The organism is Rhodococcus sp. ARC_M6, assembly GCF_022810305.1.
In the GTDB taxonomy this organism is placed as follows: domain Bacteria; phylum Actinomycetota; class Actinomycetes; order Mycobacteriales; family Mycobacteriaceae; genus Rhodococcus_F.
Window position 1 is genome coordinate 337,942 of the sequence record NZ_JALGQH010000001.1, and the last position, 24,502, is coordinate 362,443.

Consider the following 24,502-nt stretch of genomic DNA (forward strand, 5'->3'; position numbering starts at 1 on the left):
ATTATCTTCACTGATGCGGGAGCGGAGCAGGTGCGTAATATCAAGAATCGGCTCGTGGACAGCCTCAAGAGCAGTCCCGGGGTTCGAACGGCAAGATCGGTTACCCAACTCGCAGTGTCGTACGTATCGGACGCGCGACGCTACAGCGTGAGATCCGGGGTTGTTTTCTCCGAGCGTCGTGAGGTGCTCGAAGCCGAAATCACCATGGACTATCACCGAGTCGAGAAGGGGCTCAGTCTTCCTCTACCCAAACCGTGGTTCGGTCGGGAAGTTGTGTCGCGCTTGGTGTCGAATACTCGGTCGTATGTTTCCGGGGATGAGTACGACGTCGCGATTGCCGCGGCGGCAGTAGGGGCGCTACTGACCTACGGACGGACATTCGAGCGCGATCCGATCGACTGGTGGACAAGTCTTTCCGGCGTTGTGTCTGAAATGGAAGCCCAACTCAGCTCTGCGGAAGCGCACTACGGTGGGATCAAGACGAACCTGGACCCTCGATCGCTGAATTCGCAAAACCCTTGGAGTTTCGAGCAACTCGCGGAGAATCGGAGCAGTATTCGCAACTTCTCTTCGGAGCTGGTGGACTCCGGTGCCATCGAGCGTGCGGTCGTCATCGCGCAGAAGACACCGAGCGTCTGCAATCGGCAGTCGTCGCGGGTCCGGATCTATCCTCGCGGTGAGATCGCGGATTCGATCTTGGCCTTGCAGAACGGGAATCGGGGATTCGGGCACACTGCGAGTCACATCCTGGTCGTGACCTCCGACCTGACTGCATTTGTATCCGCCGGCGAACGAAATCAACCATTTGTCGATGGCGGGATGTTCGCAATGAGCATCGTCTATGCATTGCAGGATCAGGGGGTATCGACGTGCTGCTTGAACTGGAGCACGACGTCGGTTCACGATGCGAAGATCCGTCGGCTGGTATCGATCGAAGACGGTGAAGCAGTCATCATGATGATTGCTGTCGGCTTCGCCGTTCCGGATGCCAAGGCGACCATCTCGCAGAAGCGCCCACTGAATCGCGTCATCCTGTCTTCGGACCCACTGCCGCTTGAATCGCCGGGTCGGGTTCGGAAATGACTGTAGGAACTCATGACGTTGGTGCAGTGCCGGAGAAGGATCGAAGTGTTCGCGCCATAGCACTGTGCTTCGCGCTGATTCCGACGCTCGCAGGCACGGCCCGAGGTTTGGTGTTTCCCGGATTCCGACTTTCGGAGGTTGTTGCCGTAGCGCTAGTCGTTCTCATGCTCGTGAAGTTTCACCGGCGTATGAGGATCGGGGGAGCAGTTTTCTGGGCTCTGCTGGCTTACGCGGCAACGATCGCTGCTATCTGCTTCTATCACATCATTTCCTCGAGTGCTCTCGGCGTAGCGGACTTCATGAACTATGGTCTCGGGCCGACAATCTTTTTCTCGATCTACGTCGGAGCTTATGCTGCAGGTGCTCTTCCCGGGATACTGGAGCTGACGGTGAAATATCTCCTCACCTTCGGCGCCGTCATGGGATCGATCGGACTGATGCAGGCGTTCGGCCTGCAGTTCGCGAGAGAAATCGGTACGGCACTAACGGGAAACCTGACGATCGCGAATCCGATTGACTGGAAAGTTCCCCGCAGTGTCGGGGTCTTCAACTCCTGGCACGCATATGCGGGCTACGGGGCCCTCTGTTTGATTGTCGCCGGCGCGTGTATTGCGAACGACGTGAAGATATTCAAGCGTCCGTCTACTATGCTGCTGGCGACGGCCCTCATCACCGGGGGACTTCTGTCGAGTTTGACGTTCGGGATGATCTCCTTCGGTCTGATCGGATTCTCGTTCTTTGTTATTCGCAGTCGAGCCCGCACGGCGTTGTTCTCGGCAGCAGCGTTCATTTTTGTCATCGTGAAGTTCAGTCCGGTGTCTTCCTACTTCGATCAACGCGTCGCCTTACAAGAAGCGGCAACTGCGTCGAACAGTCTTCTGCCGCAGACAATTTCGTTTAGAATCAATGTCTGGCTGCGCGACTACATTCCGCTGGTTCAAGAGAACTTGCTGATAGGCTACGGTCCCGTTCGATCGACCGACCGCGTCTTCTCCTTCTTCGAGTCGATGTACGTCTACCTCCTGGTGGTTGCCGGGCTTCCCGCGCTGATCACGTTTCTCGTCGTCATTTTTGCGCTGTTTCTCTCCCTTCGTAACGCGCAGTCACACTTCAGGGAAACTGGTGACCTGATCGGGTCCAGTGTGAGCGCAGCACTGCTCGTTGTGGTGCCTGGACTTCTGATCCTCATGTTCATCCACCCGTACATGAACGATGCAGGCATATCACAAGCATTGGTCATGCTCGGTGGGTTGGTGATCGGTCGTTGTGCCGCCGTCGCTGGAACGTCGAGGCATCGCTCGAACAGCGCAGTACCGAACTCCAGACTCGCGCCCGTCCGATGAAGAGTGCGGTGGCGGTACGGTCAGGGCTGCGACGAGTAGGCTGGTCGATGTCGGCGCAGATCGCATCGAACGGTTCGAACTTTGTTCTGACCATGCTGATTGCCCGGTCCGTCACCACCGCCGAGCTAGGCATCTTCGCGATCTTGATGGCCGTGAACGGCCTTGCGATCGGTGTCCTTCGCGGATTCTCCGCCGAGCCGATGATCTTTGGTGAGTCCTCCGTATCGAGTTACGAAGGCGCACGTCGACACAACGCCGTCGTCGGGTCGTCGGCTGTACTTTCGGTCTGTATATCCATGTTGCTACTCCCGGTCGTGGGAATTGCAACAGGCAACTGGCTGTTGGCACTGATCTTCTGCGCGGCCGGATGTGTCATGGGCATTCAAGACGCGATCCGATTCATCCTGGTGTCCACCGGACGTTCCCGACAAGCCTTTGTGCTCGAATGTGTTTGGATCGCAGTCCAGTTGCCGTTGATCTGGCTCGTGTACGACAAGAAGTCGCTCGATTGGTTGGTTGCGTCATGGACCGTCGGTGCTCTGTGCAGTGCTGTATACGGAATGCTTTGCATCCGTTGGGTATTCTCGCTGCGGGACGCCACGTCATGGATATCGAAAAGCTATCGGATCGGTTTTGTTTACTCCTCCGACTTTCTGGTCGGCGGTGGAATCGCGCAACTTGTTACGTTCTTGATCGCAGCCTTTGCTGGCCTCGATGCGGCAGGAGAGTACCGGGCGGCGCAGATGCTGCTGATGCCGCTGTCCATTCTGACGCTCGGGCTGACATTCGCGTTGTCACCTGAAGTTGCTCGGATGGCCGCACATTCGCAGTTCCGTCGACTGAAGTCGGTGCCCTATCTCTACGCCGGCGCGATCATTACCTGCGCCGCGGCAATTGTCGGTACGGTCAGCATCCTTCCGGGCGGCTTATTGGGAGATTTGCTCGGTGAATCAGCAACGGGCGCAGCCACGTTACTTCCCTTCGTGGCACTGGCAACCTGCGTCGTATCGGTCGCGGTCGGCCCCGGCCTGGTATTACGCGCGCTCGGGCGGGTAAGGGACGCGTTTTTACTGAAGTGCATGTTGGTCGTACCGACAATCGGTGCGGTGGTCATCGGCTGCGTCTATCTGGGCGCGATCGGCGCCCAGATCGGACTGGCCGCCGTGTCATTCGTTCGAGCAGTAGGGATTTGGATTCTGATGAACAGGCGAATGAAATCGCAACTCGACTCGACGAGGGGTGTGTTGTGATCAAATGGAGTAAGTCGCGAATTTCCAGGTTTCTGGAGACTGCACCAGCCGGCCGGGCACTGTTTTTGGCAGATGGCGTCCTCATTCGGCTCGCCCGCTGGACGGCGCGAAACGCCGGGCAGCTACGTCCCGTCGAGACACTCGTCATCGCTGCGCCGGGACGAGGAAACATCGGTGATCAGGCACTTCTCGAAGCGGCGCTCGACAATTCCACCGGAAGCGTCCTCGTTCTGGTCAAGGACAACGAGGACTTCACACTGCCGCCCCGCTACCGAGATCGTGTGACAGTGGCCGAGTCTCGGCACCTGCTGTACGGCGACCCGGTTCGGAGAGCCGTCGACTATCTGCGTTTCCTCGCGCACGCTCGGTCAGCGAAGAAGGTGTGGCTGATCGGGGCCGACACCATGGATGGCGCGTACAACGCTCTGGCATCCGTCACTCGTTACTCTGCGGTCTACGGTGCCGCCGCGATGGGTGCGCAGACACGCGTACTCGGCTTCAGTTGGAACGATCATGCAACCGCTTCTGCGGCATGGTGGGCTCGGCGTTGTACAAGCACTGTCGAACTGTGGGCCCGTGATCCGGTGTCGCTCGAGCGATTGGCCAGTGATGGCGCCGTCGGTGTGCGCCTGTGTGCCGACATAGTCTTCGCTCGGGACTGCACGGTGGCGGCGGACAGCGAAGCGTCCGTCTGGATCGAGAGTCAGCGCGAGGGCGGCCGCAACGTTGCAGTCGTGAACTGCAGCGGTCTCATCGGAAGCGATGCGACGAAGTTGGCTCAGTACCGATACCTCGTCGACTGGTTGGAGGCGAACTCCTGGTCGATTGTCTTTGTACCACACGTGATCCGGCCAGGAAATGATGATCTGGCGTTGATCCGTGAGGTTGTACACGGAAGTGGTGAACACAGACTCGTCATCGAACGACTGCTGTCGCCGGACGCGATCTTCTCGCTCGTGTCGCAAGTGGATGTGGTCGTAACCGGAAGAATGCACCTGGCCGTGTTGTCTGTGCTCAGCGGCATCATTCCGATAACTTTGGCAACTCAGGGCAAGGTCGAAGGGCTTTACCGGATGCTCGCCTGCGAGAACCTGTGTATCGAACCGAACGCTGATTTCGGCACAAAAATCACTGATATTTGGGATGAAATGCTCGCAGTGAATCAAACATTCGATCGTGAGTCTCCCTTGCTGAACGATGTTCGAAATCTCGCAAAACTCGGTCTCGGTCAGCTCGAACCGACCTCCGTACTTGAAACCAGATGAATCGTGAAAACTAAAGGGGTGCAGTAACTTGTCTAGAATCACCGTGCTGGGAACCGGATATCTCGGTGCGACACATGCGGCATGTATGGCGGAGTTGGGTCACGAGGTGCTCGGAGTGGACGTCGATCCGTCCAAGCTGGCGAGATTGGAGGCCGGCGAAGTTCCGTTCTACGAACCGGGTCTCGAGGAAGTCCTCCAGCGCAACCTCGCGTCGGGGCGGTTGCGATTCAGTTCGTCGTACGAGGAAGCTGCGAAATTCGCCGATATTCACTTCCTTGGTGTCGGCACACCTCAGAAGAAGGGCGAATTCGCGGCGGATATGCGATATGTCGATTCGGTTATCGAGAGCCTCGCGCCGCTCTTGACCGAACCGGCCGTGATCTTCGGAAAGTCGACCGTTCCGGTCGGAACCGCCGAACGTCTGGGGGCGCGCGCTCGCGAAATCGCTCCGGCGGGAGATGGTGTCGAGGTTGCCTGGAACCCGGAGTTTCTGCGAGAAGGCTTTGCGGTCAAGGACACTCTGCATCCGGACAGGCTGGTGCTCGGGGTTGACCGAGACCGGCCGGGGCGAGCCGAAGCACTAGCGCGGGAAGTCTATGCTCAACTCCTTGACGAGGGGATACCGTTTGTCCGGACCGACCTTGCGACCGCAGAACTTGTCAAGGCTTCGGCAAACGCATTCCTGGCTACCAAGATCTCGTTCATCAACGCAATCTCCGAAGTGTGCGAAGCATCAGGGGCCGACGTCACAGTCCTGGCGGATGCAATCGGACACGACGAGCGGATCGGGCGTCGTTTCCTCAACGCGGGCATCGGTTTCGGCGGCGGCTGCCTACCGAAGGATATCCGGGCTTTCATGGCCCGAGCCGGTGAGTTGGGCGCCGATCAGGCCCTGACATTCCTACGCGAAGTCGACAACATCAACATGAGGCGCAGAACCCGCATGGTGGAGTTGGCACGTGAGGCGTGTGGATCGTTGTTGGGCGCGCGTGTTGCGATTCTCGGCGCAGCGTTCAAGCCCGACTCCGACGACGTTCGTGATTCGCCTGCACTAAATGTTGCGGGGCAGATTCAACTTCAAGGTGCCACGGTCAACGTCTACGACCCCAAGGCCATGGCAAATTCAAAGGCGCTGTTTCCGACACTGACCTACTCCGCGAACGCACTCGAGGCTTGCGCCGGGGCCGATGTTGTTCTGGTGCTGACGGAGTGGGCGGAATTCCGCAAGCTGCTACCGGCTGATCTGGAAGGTGTTGTTCGCACGAAATCTCTCGTGGACGGCCGCAATTGCCTGAGGCCGGAAGATTGGCGCGAGGCCGGCTGGACGTATCGAGGTTTGGGGCGGCCCTAGTTCTTTCACGTTATGCCACTCGATGGGCACCCAACCGGGGTTGGGTGCCCATTCGTCTACCTGTCAGCAGGTGGGTACGTTCACCGTGATCTTGGGATCGTCTACCAACGGCTGTACAGGGACTCGTGCCTGACCTGCTGCAGTCGGTTCAGTGAGATTGAAAACAACCTCCACTGTTTTACCCTGTGGCACTTGGGCTAGCGCCATGAAAACTGGTCGGCCCAACTCATTTCCGGCCCGCGCGAACGACATCTTGCCGCCCACCTCAATGCTGTTTAGCTTCGCACCCTGGGTTGTCAGCAGAGAAACAGCCGCCATATTGGTGCCCTGCGCAAGGCTTCTCGGGTTCGCTACCATGCCGTCTACGTAGTCCGGGAGATCGCCTGCCGGAGCGTTATTGGTGAGCCTGACGGTAACCTTTGAACTCCGCGTATCCGTATCGCAACTCTCGGCGGAATAGTGGATCGAACGTGTTAGGTAGTAGTCCAGCTTGTTGCCGGCCTGATTGTTGATCACCACACCCGCGTAGGGTGCCTCATCTGTGGGAACCGTATGTCCCAAAGGTGTTGAGGCAAGCGCTTCCTGCTCCGCGGGATGCGAGCTCCATACCGCGATGCGGCCTTCGGACACTCCGCGGCCTAGCGCATCAAGAAGTGCACTGGCAGAGCTGATTTTGCCGGTCATCTTCTCTACGACACGAGAAGCAATAGTTTGCAGGTACTGCTTGCGTGCGTTGTTGTCGTCAGCGAACCGTGTGTACGCAGTTGACTCGGTGAGTTCTACGACGTTGTCAGCGGAAACCGCCTCGCCGTCCGGCATTGTGATGGGTCCCACGACCTTGAGTATGTAGCTCAGTGCAATCGGGTCGATCGCGATGGCTCCGTCAACCACCTCGCCATTCGATTCCTGCATCCACAGGGATTGCCAGATTTGTGCGGCGTAGGGGAAGTGAGAACTGAGGTTGCTGTTGCGAAAGTCGGTGGTCGGTCGGCTAGGACCGTAGAGGTTTGCAAAGTCAGGACCAAGGTCAATTGGTCGATTGTCCAGTCCTAGTTCGGAGTTGCGGCCCAATGTATCGACCCGGGCAGTTCCATTGTCTACTCGAACGATGCCATAGCCGCCCAGCAGCCCACCAGTTCCGCGAGCCTCGGCGTTGGTTTGGAACCCGATGAAGTAGTTGCGCGGACCTTCCGTTCCGAGCATCGACGGTGCAAGGCGTGAAGCGATTGCCGTGTTGCCCAGTAGATTTGTCAGCTCAGCGGTTTGGTCCACAAGCGAAGTGCGGGCTGCATTCACAGCTCCGACGAAACTTGCTTCCTGAACAGCCTCTGCCTGAACAGCCAATTCTTTTGCGGCGGTTGCTGTCTTCTCGAGGACGGGCGCGGCATCCCTCAACGGTCCGAGAGCGACTCGGCCACCAGGCTGTATCAATTCATTTGGAGCAAGCGATGTTCCGGCATCTACGGCCGGGATAAGAACATCCTTCGTCAGGCCGTGAACGACGTCGGTCATCTGCTTCGTGGTCTGGAATGGGCTGCCGATAAACGGTATGGCTGAAGCGATGCTCCACGGAATTGAGCGAGTGTCTGAATATGCCAAGGTCGCATACTTGTCAGCGTCAGTTGCAGAGCGCTCCGCTCCCACTGTGTCCCCGGAGAGCAGTGCCTTCTTGGTTGATTGTGCGTGATCGCGAGCCGATTCGAGATTGTTTCTCACCTCGAACGCGGTGTATCCCAACCATACTGAAAAAGCGGTGACAACCAGGGCTGATATGCCCAATCCGGCCGCGATATTGCGCCGGCGATTGGATGTTTTGACGCGACGCCTTTTACGCACCAATGTGTCGATTGTGGGCGCCGATTCCGTTCGTTCAGATTCATCGCGGGACTTTGGTCCCGGTGTGGGGCTTGGCATTTCGAAACACTCCTGAAATTCGGGGTGGTGAGAGGCTACCGCGGCGCGTCAAGGTCTTCCCAAGGTGGTGAAAACATACATCGCGCAGTAAAGTTCAACTCGGCCGTTCGTGATGTGCGCTTAATGGATTCACCTGATCAGCCGGCAATTTTTCGGACGCTATCGGACTGATGAAGGTGAGGTGGCGGGGATGAACTCTTTCCCGCTGTCCCGTGCGCAACAAGCGCTTTGGCTGGCGCAGCAATTCAATCCTTCGACACCGTTTGTTGTGGCTCAGTACGTCGAGCTTCGTGGTTTCATTGATCTGGCTGCGTTGATCGAAGCGACGGATCGTGCGTGCCGTGAGATGGAATCGGCCCTGGTACGTCTGATCGAGACGGACGCGACGCCGCTTCAGGTGGTCGACCACTCAACTACCAATGCGCTCGGGTACGTAGACCTGCGAGGTAGCAAGAATTCGATCGACCAGGCACATCGTTGGATGGCACAGCGGTATTCGCGCCCAATCGATGTGATGGTCGATCGTCTGATGACCTCGACTTTGTTGCACGTCGCAGAGAATCACTATCTTTGGTACTCGCAGGCTCACCATCTCGTGCTCGACGGGTACGGGGCAATGACGCTCATGAACAGGATTGCGTCTCGGTACACGCATTTGCTGGAAGGTGCAGAGGTGCCTCCGCTGCGCCCACTCGGATTGCAATCGTTGTACGAGTTGGACGCGTCGTATCGTTCGTCTACCCGCTTCGAATCCGATCGGCGATACTGGTCTGAACTCACTGCCGGCATGCATGAACCTGTTCGGTTGAGTGAACGTCGCGCAGCAACGTCAATGCCGCAACGAATGTTGACTCGTACGTTGGATGCTGCTCTGGCTGTGCGTATTACGGAAGTGTCGAAGTTGTGGAGGTCCAGTGAGGTTCCGATCATTGCCGGTGCTTATGCCGTTTACCTTGCGCGGACAGCCGGAGCCACCGAAGTTACCCTGAGTCTGCCGATATCCGGCCGAACGACCGCAGCAATGCAGCGCTCCGGCGGCATGCTCGCCAACATTGTGCCTCTGCGCGTCTCGGTCCGCCCGGAATCGACCCCAATCGAAATCGTGAATCAGCTGTCCATTCAGCTGACAGGTGCGTTGCGCCATCAACGATTCCGCTACGAGGACATGCCCGATCAGGACTTTCATGGCGGAACCCGAGACTCAGCCGGACCCGCTGTCAATATCATGATGTTCCACAACGCAATTCGGCTCGGCGGAGTCGTCGGAGAGTTTCACGTTCTCACGTCGGGTCCGATCGACGATCTGTTCTTCAGTATCTACCCAGCGGCCGCCGGCGGCGATATTCGACTGGGATTCGAAGCGAACCCGCATGTCTACAGTGAGGCTGACCTCGGGGTTCACTACCAGCAGTTCATGCATGTACTCAGTGAGTTCGTCGACGCGTCAGCGGATAGGGCTGTAGGCCAGCTGGGTGTGCTGATCTCGGATGACGTCCGAATGCTCGTGCCCAGCAGGGGATTGCCGGCTATCGCTGCGCAGACGCTCCAAGCGGTTTTGTTCGCAGGATCCGGTGGCAGTGCAACAACGGCTATCCGATTCGGTGGTCTGGCGGTAACTTACGAAGAGTTGCGCTTGCGCTCGACTTTCCTGTGCAACAGGCTGATCGGCCATGGTATGGGCGCAGGTGACGTGGTGGCGATCATTGCCCCGCGTTCGGCAGATTCGGTGATCGCATTCCATGCGGTAGTCCGATCAGGCGCGGCCTTCATGTTCGTCGATCCCGAGTATCCAGCCGAGCGTATCGCTTTCATGCTGGAAGACGCCGGTGTGATCGTCGCCATCGCTCCGCAATCATCGGCAGTGCCCACCGGTGTCGTGCATGTGGACCTGGAAACCTCTGAGTTCGAGGCTGCCGAACCCCACGAAACGCGCGCAGTGCGAGCTCCGGCGGTCGACGACGTGGCATACGTTGTATACACATCGGGTTCGACGGGAAAGCCGAAAGGCGTTGCGGTCACTCATCGCGGCGCAACCTCACTGCTGCGTTCTCATTCCCGGCACCTGGCAGTCGACGCGTCAGCCCGTGTGGCTCACTTCGCATCGACCTCTTTCGATGTCGCCGTCGTGGAACTACTTTTAGCCCACGGGACTGGCGCGACAGCAGTGGTCGTGCCGCCAGGATTGATCGGTGGGATAGACCTAGCCGACTACTTGCGCAAAGAACGCGTCACTCACCTTCTCTCGACGCCGGCTGTCCCGTCGTCGATGGATCCGAGTTCGCTGCCGGACCTACGCATACTCAACGTCGGGGGCGAATCGCCATCACCCGATCTGATCGAGCGGTGGTCGCAGCACGTCGGTGTCGTCAATTCATACGGGCCCACCGAGACGACCGTCGCCGCATTCATGAGTGAACCGCTCAGCTCTGCTCAGCGACCGACCATAGGACTGCCGATCGACGGTGTATCCGCCGTCGTTCTCGATGCTCGTCTGCTGCCGACACCCATCGGAGCAACCGGCGAGTTGTACTTGATGGGTGCAGGATTGGCGCGCGGATACGTTCGTAGGGCCGCTCTCACCGCTGAGCGGTTTGTTGCAGCGCCATTCGGAAGCCCGTCGACTCGCATGTACCGAACCGGAGACCTGGTGCGATGGTCGGCCGACAGACAACTCGAGTTTGTCGGGCGCGCAGACAGCCAGGTCAAAATTCGTGGTGTCCGTGTCGAATTGGGTGAGGTGGAAGCTGCGCTCGCTTCCGTCGCGAACGTCGCGTCTGCGCTTGCAGTTGCTCGCGAAGGTGAAATTGGCGCCTACGTCGTTCTCAATTCAGACGTACTCAGTTCGAACCACAGTTCCGCGAGCGCCGATACCTCCTTCATTACTGAGCATCTGACACATATCCTGACGAATGCGATGATGCCGTCTTCGATAACTGTGCTGTCGGAATGGCCACTGACCGCGCACGGCAAGATAGACCGTGAGGCGCTGCCCTCGCCGCAACGGAGATCAGATGGTGCTCGGCAATCGTCCGATCATCACGATGATCTGGTTGCCACCGTGATGGCAGACGTACTCGGCGTCAATGCTATGCCGGCAGACGCCGATTTCTTTGCAGCAGGGGGTAACTCGCTTGCAGCAGTCTTTGTCGCCAACAGGCTTGCCGAGGCATTGCATACGAGGGTAGGCGTCCGCGATGTGTTCGATGCGCCCACTGCGAGCCGACTGGCACATCATATCCGTCAGTACGCCGCTGGATCGGCGCTGCCAGAACCTGCACCCGTCCCCGGCGGGGTAGTGGTGGAACCTTCACTGGCACAACAGCGCATCTGGCTACTGTCACGGATCGCTCCGGAATCATCGGCATACAACGTCGCCTTCGAGGTGGCACTCGACGGAGTGCTAGATGTCGCCGCACTCGAGCAGGCGTTCTCGGACATTCAACATCGTCATCGAGTCTTGCGAACCGTGTATCCCATCGGACGCGCAGGCACGCCGGAGCAGATACTGGCAGAACGCACGACGAGCTTGGTTTCAGTTCCGATCGACGAGTACGGCACGGTAGCCGCGGACGCGGCTCGACGTGGGTTCGATGTCACGTCGGATCTTCCGCTCAGATTGGTTCTCGGTTCATTCGGCGAGTTCGACCATCGCTTGACCGTCGTTGCCCATCACATTGCAGTGGACGGACTTTCCTTTTCCACACTGGTCGGTGACTTGTCCAGTGCATACGATGATCGCGCGCAGGGGCGAAGCCCGAACTGGTCGGCGCAGCATTTCGACTATCGCGACTATTCGGTGTGGCAGCGAGTCGTGCTCGGCGACCCTGCCCAGCCGGGAACTCTCGCCCACGAGCAGCTTGCATTTTGGGAAGAAGCACTTCGAGGATTGCCGGCAAACCTGGATCTGCCCACCGACGGACGACGCGCCACCGGCACGGAACCTTCGGCAAAGTCCATATCGTTCGAGCTGCCGGCAGACATTCACGCGAAACTGACAGCGATTGCTCGTAAGCAGAACGCGACCATCTTCATGGCATTGCACGCAGTGCTCGCGATCATGCTTCACAAGATCACCGGTGCCGAAGATTTTGCGATTGGGACACCAACCTCCGGGCGTACTCACCCAGCGTTCGATTCTACCGTCGGCATGTTCGTCGGCACGGTTGCTCTCCGCACCCAGGCTCGGCCAGGCGATAGCTTTGTGGAGTTTCTCGAACAGGTGCGGGATATCGACCTAGCCGCAATGTCACATGCGGATGTGCCATTCGATTGGGTAGTTGATCGTGTGGCACACGATCGCCGTGAGAACAGCAATCCGCTTTTCCGTGTGGTCCTCGCGCTCGACACGTTCGGTTCCGACGCTGAATCGGTATTCGGTTCGGCGAAAGCTCAGGGTTTCGCTATTGCACCCGAACATCCTCGGTTCGACGTCGAGGTTGCGGTTCGCGAAACACGCCTTCCTGATGGTTCTCCTGGAGGAATCGTAGGGGCGGTTACTTATGCCGGCGATCTTTTCGACGCGGAGACAGTGTCGGCCTGGATTGAACGGTTGCTGCGTGTATCCCAAGCGGTCACGGCCGAACCGAGCACCACCCTTCGAGCCATCGACGTGCTGAGCAGCAGTGAGAACGACGCGAATACGTATGTCGAATTAGCACCTCTCAGTTCAACACAATCGTTGGGCGAACTGTTTCTGGAGCAGGTGGCTGCATGCGGCGACGCAGTCGCCATAGGTTTCGGCGAATATCGAATCACGTATGCCCAGCTCGAGCAGCGCTCCGCAGAGCTCGCCGGAGCATTGATCGAGCGCGGCGTGCGAGTCGGTGATCGAGTAGCCATTGCGGTACCGCGCTCGGCGGAGTTCGTGATTGCGGTGCTCGCGGTAGTCCGATCAGGTGGCGTGTACGTTCCGGTCGATCTCGATTACCCCGATGCACGTATCGACTATCTGCTGAGGGACGCCGCACCGACGCAGGTTCTGTGTAGTGAATCCGCTGTCAAACGGTTGAAGGGCTTCGGCTCCGATCTGATCGACGTCGGTGCCGTGGGCGATCCGGACACTGCCCGGCGCCGAGTTGTGGCACCGACGCAAGAGGCATACTTGATCTACACCTCCGGCTCCACCGGCGCTCCGAAAGGTGTTGTCGTGTCACATGCCAACGTCGTTTCGTTGCTGGCGGCAACCGATAAGGTTCTCGACGTCGGAACAGATGACGTGTGGACAATGTTCCACTCGAACGCATTCGACTTCTCGGTCTGGGAGATGTGGGGCGCGTTGACAACCGGTGGACGGTTGGTCCCGGTCGATGCATTTGTCGCCCGGTCCACGGCGCAGTTTGTCGAGCTGTTGGTGGCCGAAGGGGTGACCGTTCTCAACCAAACACCTTCGGCGTTCCAAGCTCTCGCAGAGCTCACCGAAACCACCGAATTGCCGGTACGTCTCCTGATTTTCGGCGGTGAACCCCTCGATCTCGGTCCGGTCCGTAGGTGGCTCGAACATCACCGTCGCATTCACGCGGTAAACATGTTCGGAATTACCGAAACAACTGTGCATGTAACAGCATTCAATGTTCGCGGTTGCAGTGAGTTCGGAGATCGCGGTGCAGCCGCCGAATCAGTGATCGGCTCGGCACTTCCAGGGTTGCGCACCTACGTGTTGGACGCTTCGTTGAGGCAGGTGCCACCGGGCACCATCGGCGAACTGTACGTTGCCGGCCCACAAGTTTCGACTGGATACTTCGGTAAGCCGGCGTTGACGGCAACCAGATTCATTCCTGAACCGGGCTTCGTCGGATCGGTGATGTATCGCAGTGGCGACCTGGTGCGCGTCAAACGTGGCGAGATGAGCTACATGGGTCGCGGCGACAGCCAGGTAGAGCTGCGCGGATATCGAATCGAACCCGGCGAGATCGAGGCAGTGTTGCTGCGTCGACCCGAGATCAACCAGGCCGCAGTAGTTTTGCGTGAGTTGTCCACAGGGCCCGCACTCGTCGGCTACATCGCGCCTGACCTCGATACAGATCTGGATGCAGTGGTAGCCGATCTGCGTAACCAGTTGCCCACTCACCTGGTTCCTTCACTGATCGTGCCATTGCCCACGTTGCCGATCACCGCGCACGGCAAACTTGATCGATCAGGTTTGCCCGAACCGGATTCGAACCGGCCACGAGGTCGGCTTCCGCGTGACCCGATGGAAGAAACCGTCGCAGCCGTATTCGCTGAACTCCTGCACCTCGAAACCGTTGATGTCACAAGAAGTTTCTTTGACCAGGGTGGAAACTCGCTGATCGCTACTCGACTCTCAACCCGGTTGAGTGCAGTCTTCGACACTGATATCGACGTGCGTGAAGTGTTCGAGCGACCGACAGTGAGTGAATTGTCCGCCGGGATCGGTGCACGGATCGGAATCGGTCGTAGTCGTGTCGCACTCGCACCGGCGCAGAGCGATGCGGAACTGATCCTGTCACCGGCGCAACATCGAATGTGGATACTCAACCAGTTCGACACCACGGCAGCCGGATACAACATTCCCGTGATCCTGCGTCTCGACGGCGAGGTCGATGCTGCGACGCTTCGTCAAGCCGCAGTAGATGTTATTGCGCGGCATCAGACCCTCCGGACCGTATATCCGGTCGGGGTAGACGGTGCACGTCAGTTGGTGCTCGATGCAGAGTCGGTCGCTCCGACACTTGTGCCTGTGCCGATCGGCGTCGAATCGGTCATGGAGAGGGTGGCTGAACTTGCGGGAACGGGCTTCGACGTCACCGTGGATCCGCCGGTCCGTGGCGAGTTGCTGCGCATCGACGATCACACCCATGTCCTGGCGCTGGTAATTCACCACATTGCAGCTGACGCTTGGTCAATGGATGCCTTGATTCGAGATACCGTCACCGCATATGCCGCCCGAGTTGAGGGCGCCGCGCCGACATGGTCGCCTTTACCGATCCGATACACTGATTACAGTGTGTGGCAAAGTGATTCGGGAGTTTCCGATCAGGCGTCCCGCTACTGGGTCGAGAACCTGAGTGGTTTGCCTGAACAGGTGACCCTGCCAATCGACCACCCTCGACCGCTAACCCCTTCGGGTCGCGGTAGGTCGCATCACATCGATCTCGATGACTCCCTGCGCGCAACGCTCGATACTCTTGCTCGATCACACAACGCCACGATGTTCATGGTGATGCACGCCGCGCTTGCCGCGCTCGTTTCGCGATACAGCGGCAGTGATGACGTCCCGATCGGGACGGTGGTTGCCGGCCGCTCCGACCCGATGCTGGACGATCTCGTGGGAATGTTCGCAGGAACATTGGTCTTGAGAACCACTATCGATCGAACTGTCTCCTTTGCGGAGTTGCTCGATCATGTTCACCAGCAAGATATTGCCGCATATACATATGCAGACATGCCTTTCGAGGCGCTGGTCGAGCTCCTCAATCCGGCTCGATCACCATCTCATCACCCGTTGTTCCAGGTTGCGCTGTCCTTCCAATCTGCACGTCCGACGAGTTGGGAATTGCCGGGTCTGACCCTCACCCCATTGGCCGCTGAATTCGAACACGCGAACTTCGATCTCCAACTGAACGTGACGGACGCTGCTGGGGAGCGGCCGATGCGATTGGAATTCGCTTACAATGCAGATCTGTTCGAAGCCGAGACGGTAATCCGTTTCGCGCAGCGATATGTGCGGTTGCTCGAAGGAGTCTCCGCCGATTCTTCCGTGATTCTCGGTCGTATCGATCTTCTCGATGCCTCCGAACGCTCAGCCCTCGTGCCGGCACGAGGAATTGGTCATACGGCGAGAACTACGTTGGCGTCGATGCTTACACGTGGTGCTCATACCGACCCGGATGCGCTCGCAGTCAGCGGCAGCGGTGTCGCACTGACCTATCGCGAACTCGATCGTCGCTCTGACGATGTTGCAGCCGAAATGCGAACTGACGGTGCCGGTCCGGAACGGGTGATCCCGTGGAACGCAGAGCGGACTGTGGAGTCCATCGTCCAGCTGTGGGCAATTGCGAAGACCGGCGCCGCACCTGCCCTGATCGACCCTTTGCAACCTTCCTCGCGCATGCTGGACGCTCTCAATTCAGTCGGCGTCGGAGCGTTCGCCCCGACTGTCGGTATCCCCATGACGATCCCCGAAACTGCCGCTGCGTATGTCGTCTTCACATCGGGAACCTCTGGCACACCGAAAGCCGTAGTGGTCACCCATGAGGGTCTTGGAGCGCTAGAGTCAGATATCGCGGCCCGCTACGGCGCTGTTCCTGGTTCACGCGTACTTCACCGCGGTGCACCAGGATTCGACATGACACTCTTGGAAGTGCTTGTTGCAGGCTCCAGCGGAGCAACCCTTGTACTCGCTTCGGACGCCGAGTTTGCAGGCCCCGCGCTCACCGAACTGCTTCGGCGCGAACAGATCACACATCTGTGCATCACACCCACTGCGATGGCGACCGTTGACGACACCGATCTGCCGCATCTCGAAATGTTGATGCTCGGTGGCGAGCGCTTGACCGCAGACCTCGTCGAACGGTGGTCACCGGGACGCAGGTTGGTCAACGGTTACGGTCCGGCTGAAGCAACCATGTACTCCGTGGCTACCGAACCACTCGGTGCTCTGCGCCGAGATATCCCTATCGGGTACCCAGTGCCCGGCGTCGAAGCTATCGTCCTCGACGACTTCCTGGAGCCCGTGCCACCTGGCGTGGCGGGCGAGCTCTATCTTGCGGGCACTGCCCTCTCACGTGGATACGCAGGCCACCCGGCGTGGACAGCCGAGCGCTTCGTGGCCGCTGCAGGCGGTACCAGGATGTACCGCACCGGTGATCTGGTGATGTGGAAGCAAACAGATAGCGGCTATCAACTCCATTACCTCGGACGTAACGACGCCCAGTTGAAGATCAACGGCGTGCGCATCGAACCTGCCGAGATCGAATCGGCCATCGCAGCAATCGCGGACGTCGACTTTTGTGCAACGACGCTCAGAAGCAATACTGCGGACACCCCGATGTTGGTGACGTACGTGCGCCCGCGACGTGGTGCACACCTTAGCGGCGCCGATCTGCGCAGAAGGCTCGCGGACGCGCTTCCCTCGTACATGGTTCCCAGCGCGGTCATTGTTTTCGACGGTGACCCGCCAGTTGTGAACGGAAAGCTGGACGTTCGAGCGCTGCCTGCTCCTGAGGTAGCTGCGCTGCCATTCGAATCCCCGCGCACCAGCACCGAGCGTGCCGTCGCGGAAGTCTTCGAGACAGTACTCGGAGGCAACGAAATCGGGCGGAGGACGCACTTTTTCGACCACGGCGGAAACTCGTTGCTTGCTACCCGCGTGACATCACTTTTGGGTCGGGCACTGACGAGGAACGTCCCGCTGCGACTGCTCTTTGCACATCCCACCGTCGCGGAACTCGCTGCGGCAGTGGATGAAGAATCCTCTGCCGGACATAGCATCGCTGCGATTGTTGCCGGGCCACGTCCCGAAGACATTCCGCTCTCGCGTAATCAGCAACGGATGTGGGTCCTCAACACGCTTGATGTCGAGAGCAATGCCTACAACCTTCCTGTCTCGGTGGACCTGCGCGGTGACCTCGACGCCGTTGCGCTCGGGGACGCAGTCGGTGATGTGATGAGCCGGCACGAGATCCTGAGAACCACGTATCCCCAGCGGCCGCCGGTGCAGCTGATCCATGCGGCCGCGGCGCTGACCCTCGAACCCCGTTGTGTCACCGACGATGCCCTGAATGCCGAGCTGTATGCGTTTGCGTCCCAAGGCTTCGATGTCAGCGCGCAACTTCCGATTCGCGTCCAACTGTTCAGGCTTTCGTCGACGCATCACGTGCTCGCCGTCAACCTGCATCACATTGCCGCGGATGGCGGCTCACTCGTGCCGATCGTTCACGATCTATTGGCGGCGTACACCGCCCGTTGCTCCGGAATCGTTCCGGAATGGGTGCCGTTGCCGATCCAATACGCGGATTATGCACTGTGGGAACAGGAATTCGGAACTTCCGTGGAATCCGCGAAGCACTGGCAATCCGCGCTGGCCGATGTCACCTCGGTGATGCCACTCGTACCGGATCGCCACCCGAAGCGCAGGGGTGCGACTGCAGGCCGCATTGCATTCTCACTAGACGCCCGAACAACCTCCGGTGTGTCCGAATTGGCGAGCCGGGCGCAAGCAACTTCCTTCATGGTTTTTCATTCTGTGCTGGCGGCAGTTCTCTTCCGGCTCAGTGGCAATGCGGATGTAGTGATTGCCACAGCCGTAGACGGTCGCAACTCGCCGGCGCTCGATGGGCTGATCGGAATGTTCGTCGACACCGTGCCGTTGCGGTTGCAGATCCGACGAGACATGACGATGCAACAACTCGTGGAACAGGCACGCGCTGCAGACGTTGCGGCGTTCGAGCACAGCGCAGTGCCCGTCGAAACTCTTGCGGCGATGCTTGGTGGCCGGATGCCGCAGGTGGCGCTTGCGTTGCAGAACTTCACCGTTCCTGCTTTCGACTTCTCCGGTCTGACCGCCAGCGCTGACGAAATCGACACAGGCGCCGTAAAATTCGAGATGCAGATCTCATTGACCGAGAGGCCGGACGGGCACACCGACGGTCTCGTGACGTACTCACGCGAATTGTTCGACGCCGCGACGGCCCAGTCGGTATCAGAGTTGTTTGTCGATGCTGTGGACCGGACGCTTGCAGATCCGTCGACTGTGGTGGCGGAAGCGACGGCAATCGCTGCTCCCGGTTGGGTAGCGGCTCCTGTTGATTCGTCACGGCTTCTGACTGACGTTTTCGCAGAGACTGCAGCGAAATTTCCGCACAATGTTGCACTACGCGAAGGAAGTCGGTCCCTCACCTATCGTCAACTCGACGAGGCCTCTGACGTAGTGGCACAAGAACTGGTAGCCGCCGGCGCGGGGCCGGGAGCAGTGCTCGAGTTAAGCGCCGTGCGCTCGATCGACTACATCGTCCGTCTCTGGGGAATTACCAAGACCGGCGCGGCCTTCGCTCCCATCGACCCCGATTTTCCTGACGCACGCCTTCAGCAGTTGCGCTCGGTGCTTCTACCCGTCAGCCCGGTTCCGGGAAGGCTGATTCGAGGCGCCGTTGCCTACGTGATTCACACTTCTGGCTCGACTGGCGATCCTAAAGCGGTAGCCGTCACACATCGTGGTCTCGGTCCACTCACCGGCGAAGCAGTCGAACGGTATCGAGTTCACCCGAATTCTGTTGTTCTGCAAGGATATAATCCAAGTTTTGACGCTGCCCTGCTCGAGATGTTGCTCGCGTTCGGTTCGGGAGCAACTCTGGTGATCGCGCCCCCCGATGTTTACGGTGGCGGTGAACTCGAAAGGTTCGTTGCCGAGAATCGCATCACGCACTTACTGTCCACCCCCGGTGTGCTCGACACGATGGACCCGCGAGAACTGCCGCTACTCGAGGTTGTTGCTGTCGGTGGTGACGTACTCTCGCCCGCGACTGCGCATGCCTGGAGTCGTAGAACGCGGATGCTCAATGCCTACGGTCCGACGGAAAGCAGTGTGGTTGCGACTGTGGTGGAGATCGACTCCAGTTCTGACTCTGAAGGTGCAGTTGGGATCGGCGAGCCTATCAACGGCACCGGAGCCGAGGTGCTGGATTCCGCGCTACGCCGAGTCCCGTTCGGTGGAGTAGGCGAGTTGTATCTGGGCGGCCCCGGACTGGCGATGGGATACCTCGGCGACCCGGCCACTACTGCCAGCGCCTTCGTGGCGGCCCCGGGCGGTGAACGACGTTACCGTACTGGTGATCTGGTACATCGAAGGTCAGGTGGTGGCCTCGGGTTCATGGGCCGAAACGACCGCCAGATCAAAGTGCGCGGCGTGCGTATTGAACCGGCCGAGATTGAGGCGGTGCTGCGTTCAATTCCCGGAGTGAGCGCTGTGGCCGTGATTTTGGTTGACGATGTGATTACCGCATTTGTCGTGGGCGCGGAGGACGGTGAACACGCAGTCAGGCGCGAGTTGGTTCGGCAACTGCCTGTGCACCTCGTGCCTGGACGCATAGTCGCGCTGGAATCGTTGCCCCTCACACGCAACGGCAAAGTGGATGTCGCAGCACTACACACACACATCGGTGACGAGACACCGCAGGTGCAGCCCCTTACGTCCACGGAAGAACTGGTGACCACGGTGATGGCGCACCATTCGATGGGCGGATTCGGCGTGCTCCACGATTTCTTCGAATCGGGCGGAGATTCGCTCTCGGCTACGACCGTGGCCGGTCGACTGTCTGCAGCTTTCGGCCGCGAGGTATCCGTTCGGGCGGTGTTCGAGAATCCGTCGCCGCGCGCCTTGGCTCGCTGGCTCGATTCGGCTGAAGATGTGGTTGTTCGGCCACCTCTCGTGCGCAGGCCTGTCGATTGCCGTGTGCCGTTGGCTCCAGCTCAGCAGCGCATGTGGTTGACATCGCAGCTCGAGCCCGAATCATCGGCATACAACTTGGTATTCGTGGCCACCATCGGCCCGGAAATTGATCTCGTCTCGTTGGCCGCGGCGTCCTCGGATGTGCTGGCACGGCACAGTGCTCTTCGAACCGTGTTTCCCTCCGATTTCGATGGGCCGCATCAGGTGGTCACCGATTCGGTGACGGTTGATCTCGATCCGGTTTTCGTGGACGACTTGTATCAGAGCACAGTAGTTTTTGCTTCGGTGCCGTTTCGATTGGAACTCGAGACGCCGGTGCGAGCGCAGCTGATGGTCGACGCCGCGGGCACCCAGGTATTGGTCGCAGTGGTGCACCACATTGCACTCGACGGTGGCTCCATGGGAACTGTGCTCGCAGATTTTGGCACTGCACTTTCTGCGAGAGCGGAAGGGCATCAAACGAATTGGAATACGCTGGCGATCGATTACCAGGATTACAGTACGTGGATGAGAGAAGTGCTCGGCCGTAAGGACGACCCAGCGGGGCTGGCTTACCGTCAATTGGACTACTGGGCAACCGTTCTCCGCGGTATGGACGGTGTTCTCGCACTCCCCGTAGATCGTGCTCGACCAGCCGTGGCGTCAAAACGTGGCTCTTTGGTGTCTGTCACGATTGACGGCGAGCTATATGAGGGGCTTTCGGCACTGGCCCGCGCGCACGGCGTCACAGTTTTCATGCTCCTGCACGGTGTTGTCGCAGTTTTGCTTGCGAGGGAAAGCTCTACCGAGGATGTGGTGATCGGAACTGCCGTCAGTCTGCGCAACGATCCGGATCTGTTGCCGATGGTCGGAATGATGGTCGGCACAGTCGCATTGCGGACAACTATTGAACTGGAAGAACAGTTTTCGGAACTTCTAGATCAGGTGAGACGTGTCGATCTGGGTGCGATGGCCAATGCCGACGTGTCCTTCGACGACGTGGTTGCACGTATTGCGCCGTCGCGCACCCCGAATGAACATCCTCTGTTCACCGTGATGCTTGCGTATCAACGCTCGAATGATTTGCCCGAAATACCTGGGATAGAACCACTTCGAGCGCCCGGTGTAGGTCAAACGGGGGAGGCGCCCGGTGCTGCCGACTACGATCTGACGTGGAATCTCACTGACCAGGGCAGAGATCTCCGACTCCGACTGCTCTATGCGACAGATCTTTTCGATCCGTCGACCGCTGAACTGCTTGTTCAGCGATTTGTGCGGATTTTGACGGAGGTAGTGGCGCAACCGCAGATCGTCATCGGAGACATCGATGTTCTTGGCGACGTCGAACGGTTGAACCTGTTACGGCAGAGTCGAAGTGACCTACCACCTCGAACCTTGGCGGAGGTACTGGAGAACGCTGCTGCGGTTGCTCCTGAGTCTGTCGCGCTCGAGGTCGACCGCAGGCGCTGGAGCTACCGCGAACTGTTCGATCAATCGACGTACTGGGCCCAGGAACTGGTGAACCGAGGCATCGGACCCGACGACGTGATCGCGATTGCGACGGGCCGTGGATACCTGTGGGTCGTCGCAGTCTGGGCTGTGGCGAGGTCCGGTGCCGCTTGGGTTGCACTAGATCTGGCTCAGCCGCGAGACCGGCTGGATCGGATCGTCGCCGACAGCGGTGCGAAACTCGGACTGACGTTGGAAGGCAACAGCACTCACCTTCCCTCGGAACTGGAATGGATGCCTGTCGACTCGACTGTGCGAGCGGGAACGGAATTGACGGGTGCACGAGCCGCAAGCCCGGACAACCTCGCCTACGTCATCTACACATCAGGGTCCACCGGACTGCCTAAGGGTGTTGCGGTTTCCCATCGCGGGTTGACGAATGTCTGTGCCTCCCACATTGAAATGTTCGACACCGGAACGCCCATGCGTGTACTGCAGGGTGCTTCACCTACCTTTGACGCTTCGGTTCTCGAACTCTTGATCGCGGCCTCAACTGTCGGCACGCTGGTACTGCCACCGGATTTTGTCTTCGCCGGACGTGAACTGACAGACTTTGTCGTTAGTCGCGCGATCACCCATCTCATCGTGACACCTACCGTTCTCTCGACTTTGGACCCCGACGAGATTCAGTCAGTCACGGTGGAATCTGTAGGTGAGCCACTGAGCGTCGAGCTTGCCGAGCAGTGGTCTACCAGGCATCGGATCTTCAACGGGTACGGTCCGAGCGAGACGACCATCGGGGCAGTGACATCGCCGCAGATTGTTGGTGCGGATACATCCATCGGTACACCGGTTCACGGAGCGACGGCACTGGTGCTCGACACCAGGCTGAACCCGGTTCCGGACGGTGTAACGGGTGAGCTGTACATCGCCGGCCATAATCTTGCTCGCGGATACATCCAGGCGTCGTCACTCACGGCCGAACGGTTTGTTGCCGATCCGTACAGCCAGGGCGAACGTATGTATCGCACCGGAGATCTCGTTCGACGGCGGAGACGCGACGGAGCGCTCGAATTCGTGAGTCGCAACGATCACCAGGTGAAGATCCGTGGAATTCGTGTCGAACCCGCTGAAGTCGATGCTGGATTGCGAAGGCATCCGGCTGTAGCGTTCGCTGTGACAGTTGCGTCGGCAACGGCAGGAACTACGGAATTATGCTCGTACGTGACTGTCGACGATGTTGCGGTTGATGCTGACTGTCTACGAAAGTTCGTGTCCGCAACTCTGCCAAGTCATCTGATACCTACTACCGTCACCGTGATGACGACTGTGCCGTTGCTGCCGTCGGGCAAGCTCGACCGGTCAGCGCTGCCGACTCCCGACCGTCGCGTGGGCGCTGTGGACGAATCATTCCAGTCACAATTGGAAGTGTTTGTCGCAGAGGCCTTCGCACGCAACACCGCAACCGAGAGGGTGAGTCGTCACGACAATTTCTTCGAACTGGGCGGTACATCCATGGGAGCCGTAGACGTTGCATCGGCGCTGCGAGCGCGACTTGACCGTGACGTGCAGGTCCAGTGGATTTTTACTGATCCGAGCGTCTCCGAACTGGCGAAACGCATCGAAGTCGGCGGCAAAGGCGACCCTATGGATACCGTTATCGCGTTGGGTGGAGATCCGCAGGATCTGCGCCCACCCCTCTTCTGTATTCACCCCGTAAGCGGCTTGGCTTGGTGCTACGCCGGTGTGGCGCAACATCTCGGTGGCCGTCGGGTTTACGGTGTGCAAGCAACCGGCCCTGGCGAGCTACCCGGAACAGTTGCCGCGTTGGCGGAACGGTACGTGGAGGCAGTGCGGATCGTCCAACCCGAGGGCGCATACAACCTGCTCGGCTGGTCGCTCGGTGGAACCGTGGCGCAGGAAATGGCTGTGCAGCTTGTGGATTCCGGAGCGGAGGTTGGATCTGTTGTGATGCTCGATTCTCTGCCTCCAGAGATGATACCGGCGAGCCAAGCTGCACCCACAGCTGGCGAACTGCTCGCTGAGCTCGGGATGTCCGTACCCGATACCGCAAGTCGATTACTGACTTTCGGGCAGGCGGCAGTCGAGATTCGTGGCAGAACGCAGTTGAACTTCGTCACCGCAGAGATGCTCGAGGCTGCGACGACAAGAGTGGAGAAGCTTGCCAGAATGGTGAGTGACCATGAGCCGAGAAGATATCGGGGAACCGTGGATCTCGTTGTTGCGCTGAGAGACACCGGTCGGAATCACAATGTGGCAGACAGGTGGTCGAATCGTGTAGCGACGGTTCGGGAGCACCCTGTCGATGCTGCTCATGCCGAGATGCTGACACCATCCGTTCTCTCGGAAGTCTTACGTCTGTTGCGATATGGGGAGGGTTTCGATTCGACGTAGAAATAGTGGTCATGGATTTGTGTTCGATCCAACGTCAGAGAACTGAC

At 59.0% G+C, this 24,502-nt stretch carries 7 protein-coding genes; 6 read left to right on the forward strand and 1 reads right to left on the reverse strand.

Going from position 1 to position 24,502, the window contains the following annotated elements:
* Positions 1-30 precede the first annotated feature (30 nt).
* Genes MTX36_RS30160 through MTX36_RS01615 form a run of 5 tightly spaced genes read left to right on the forward strand, consistent with a single transcriptional unit; the run spans position 31 to position 6,292 of the window.
* Entirely contained in the window at positions 31-1,083 is a 1,053-nt protein-coding gene (locus MTX36_RS30160) for a nitroreductase family protein (RefSeq protein WP_243618006.1), read from the forward strand.
* A complete protein-coding gene (locus tag MTX36_RS01600; protein ID WP_243618007.1) occupies positions 1,080-2,426 on the forward strand; it encodes a hypothetical protein in 1,347 nt (448 codons plus the stop codon). The genes MTX36_RS30160 and MTX36_RS01600 overlap by 4 nt, the downstream gene beginning before the upstream one ends.
* Positions 2,423-3,676 carry an oligosaccharide flippase family protein gene (locus MTX36_RS01605; RefSeq protein WP_279394073.1) on the forward strand — a complete coding sequence of 418 codons (1,254 nt, stop codon included), beginning with the start codon at positions 2,423-2,425 and terminating at the stop codon, positions 3,674-3,676. The genes MTX36_RS01600 and MTX36_RS01605 overlap by 4 nt, the downstream gene beginning before the upstream one ends.
* On the forward strand, positions 3,673-4,941 hold the full coding sequence (locus MTX36_RS01610) for a polysaccharide pyruvyl transferase family protein (protein ID WP_243618009.1): 1,269 nt from the start codon (positions 3,673-3,675) through the stop codon (positions 4,939-4,941). The genes MTX36_RS01605 and MTX36_RS01610 overlap by 4 nt, the downstream gene beginning before the upstream one ends.
* Before the next feature lie 28 nt (positions 4,942-4,969).
* Complete coding sequence (locus MTX36_RS01615; protein ID WP_279394074.1) at positions 4,970-6,292, forward strand: UDP-glucose/GDP-mannose dehydrogenase family protein; 1,323 nt, start codon at positions 4,970-4,972, stop codon at positions 6,290-6,292.
* A gap of 63 nt (positions 6,293-6,355) precedes the next feature.
* Here MTX36_RS01615 and MTX36_RS01620 read toward each other — a convergent pair whose 3' ends face one another.
* A complete protein-coding gene (locus MTX36_RS01620; protein WP_243618010.1) occupies positions 6,356-8,206 on the reverse strand; it encodes a DUF4012 domain-containing protein in 1,851 nt (616 codons plus the stop codon).
* Positions 8,207-8,396: 190 nt separating this feature from the next.
* Between MTX36_RS01620 and MTX36_RS01625 the strand changes: the two genes are divergently transcribed.
* The gene (locus tag MTX36_RS01625) at positions 8,397-24,455 is read left to right on the forward strand and encodes a non-ribosomal peptide synthetase (protein ID WP_243618011.1); all 16,059 of its coding nucleotides are present in this window, start codon (positions 8,397-8,399) and stop codon (positions 24,453-24,455) included.
* Positions 24,456-24,502: the final 47 nt, after the last annotated feature.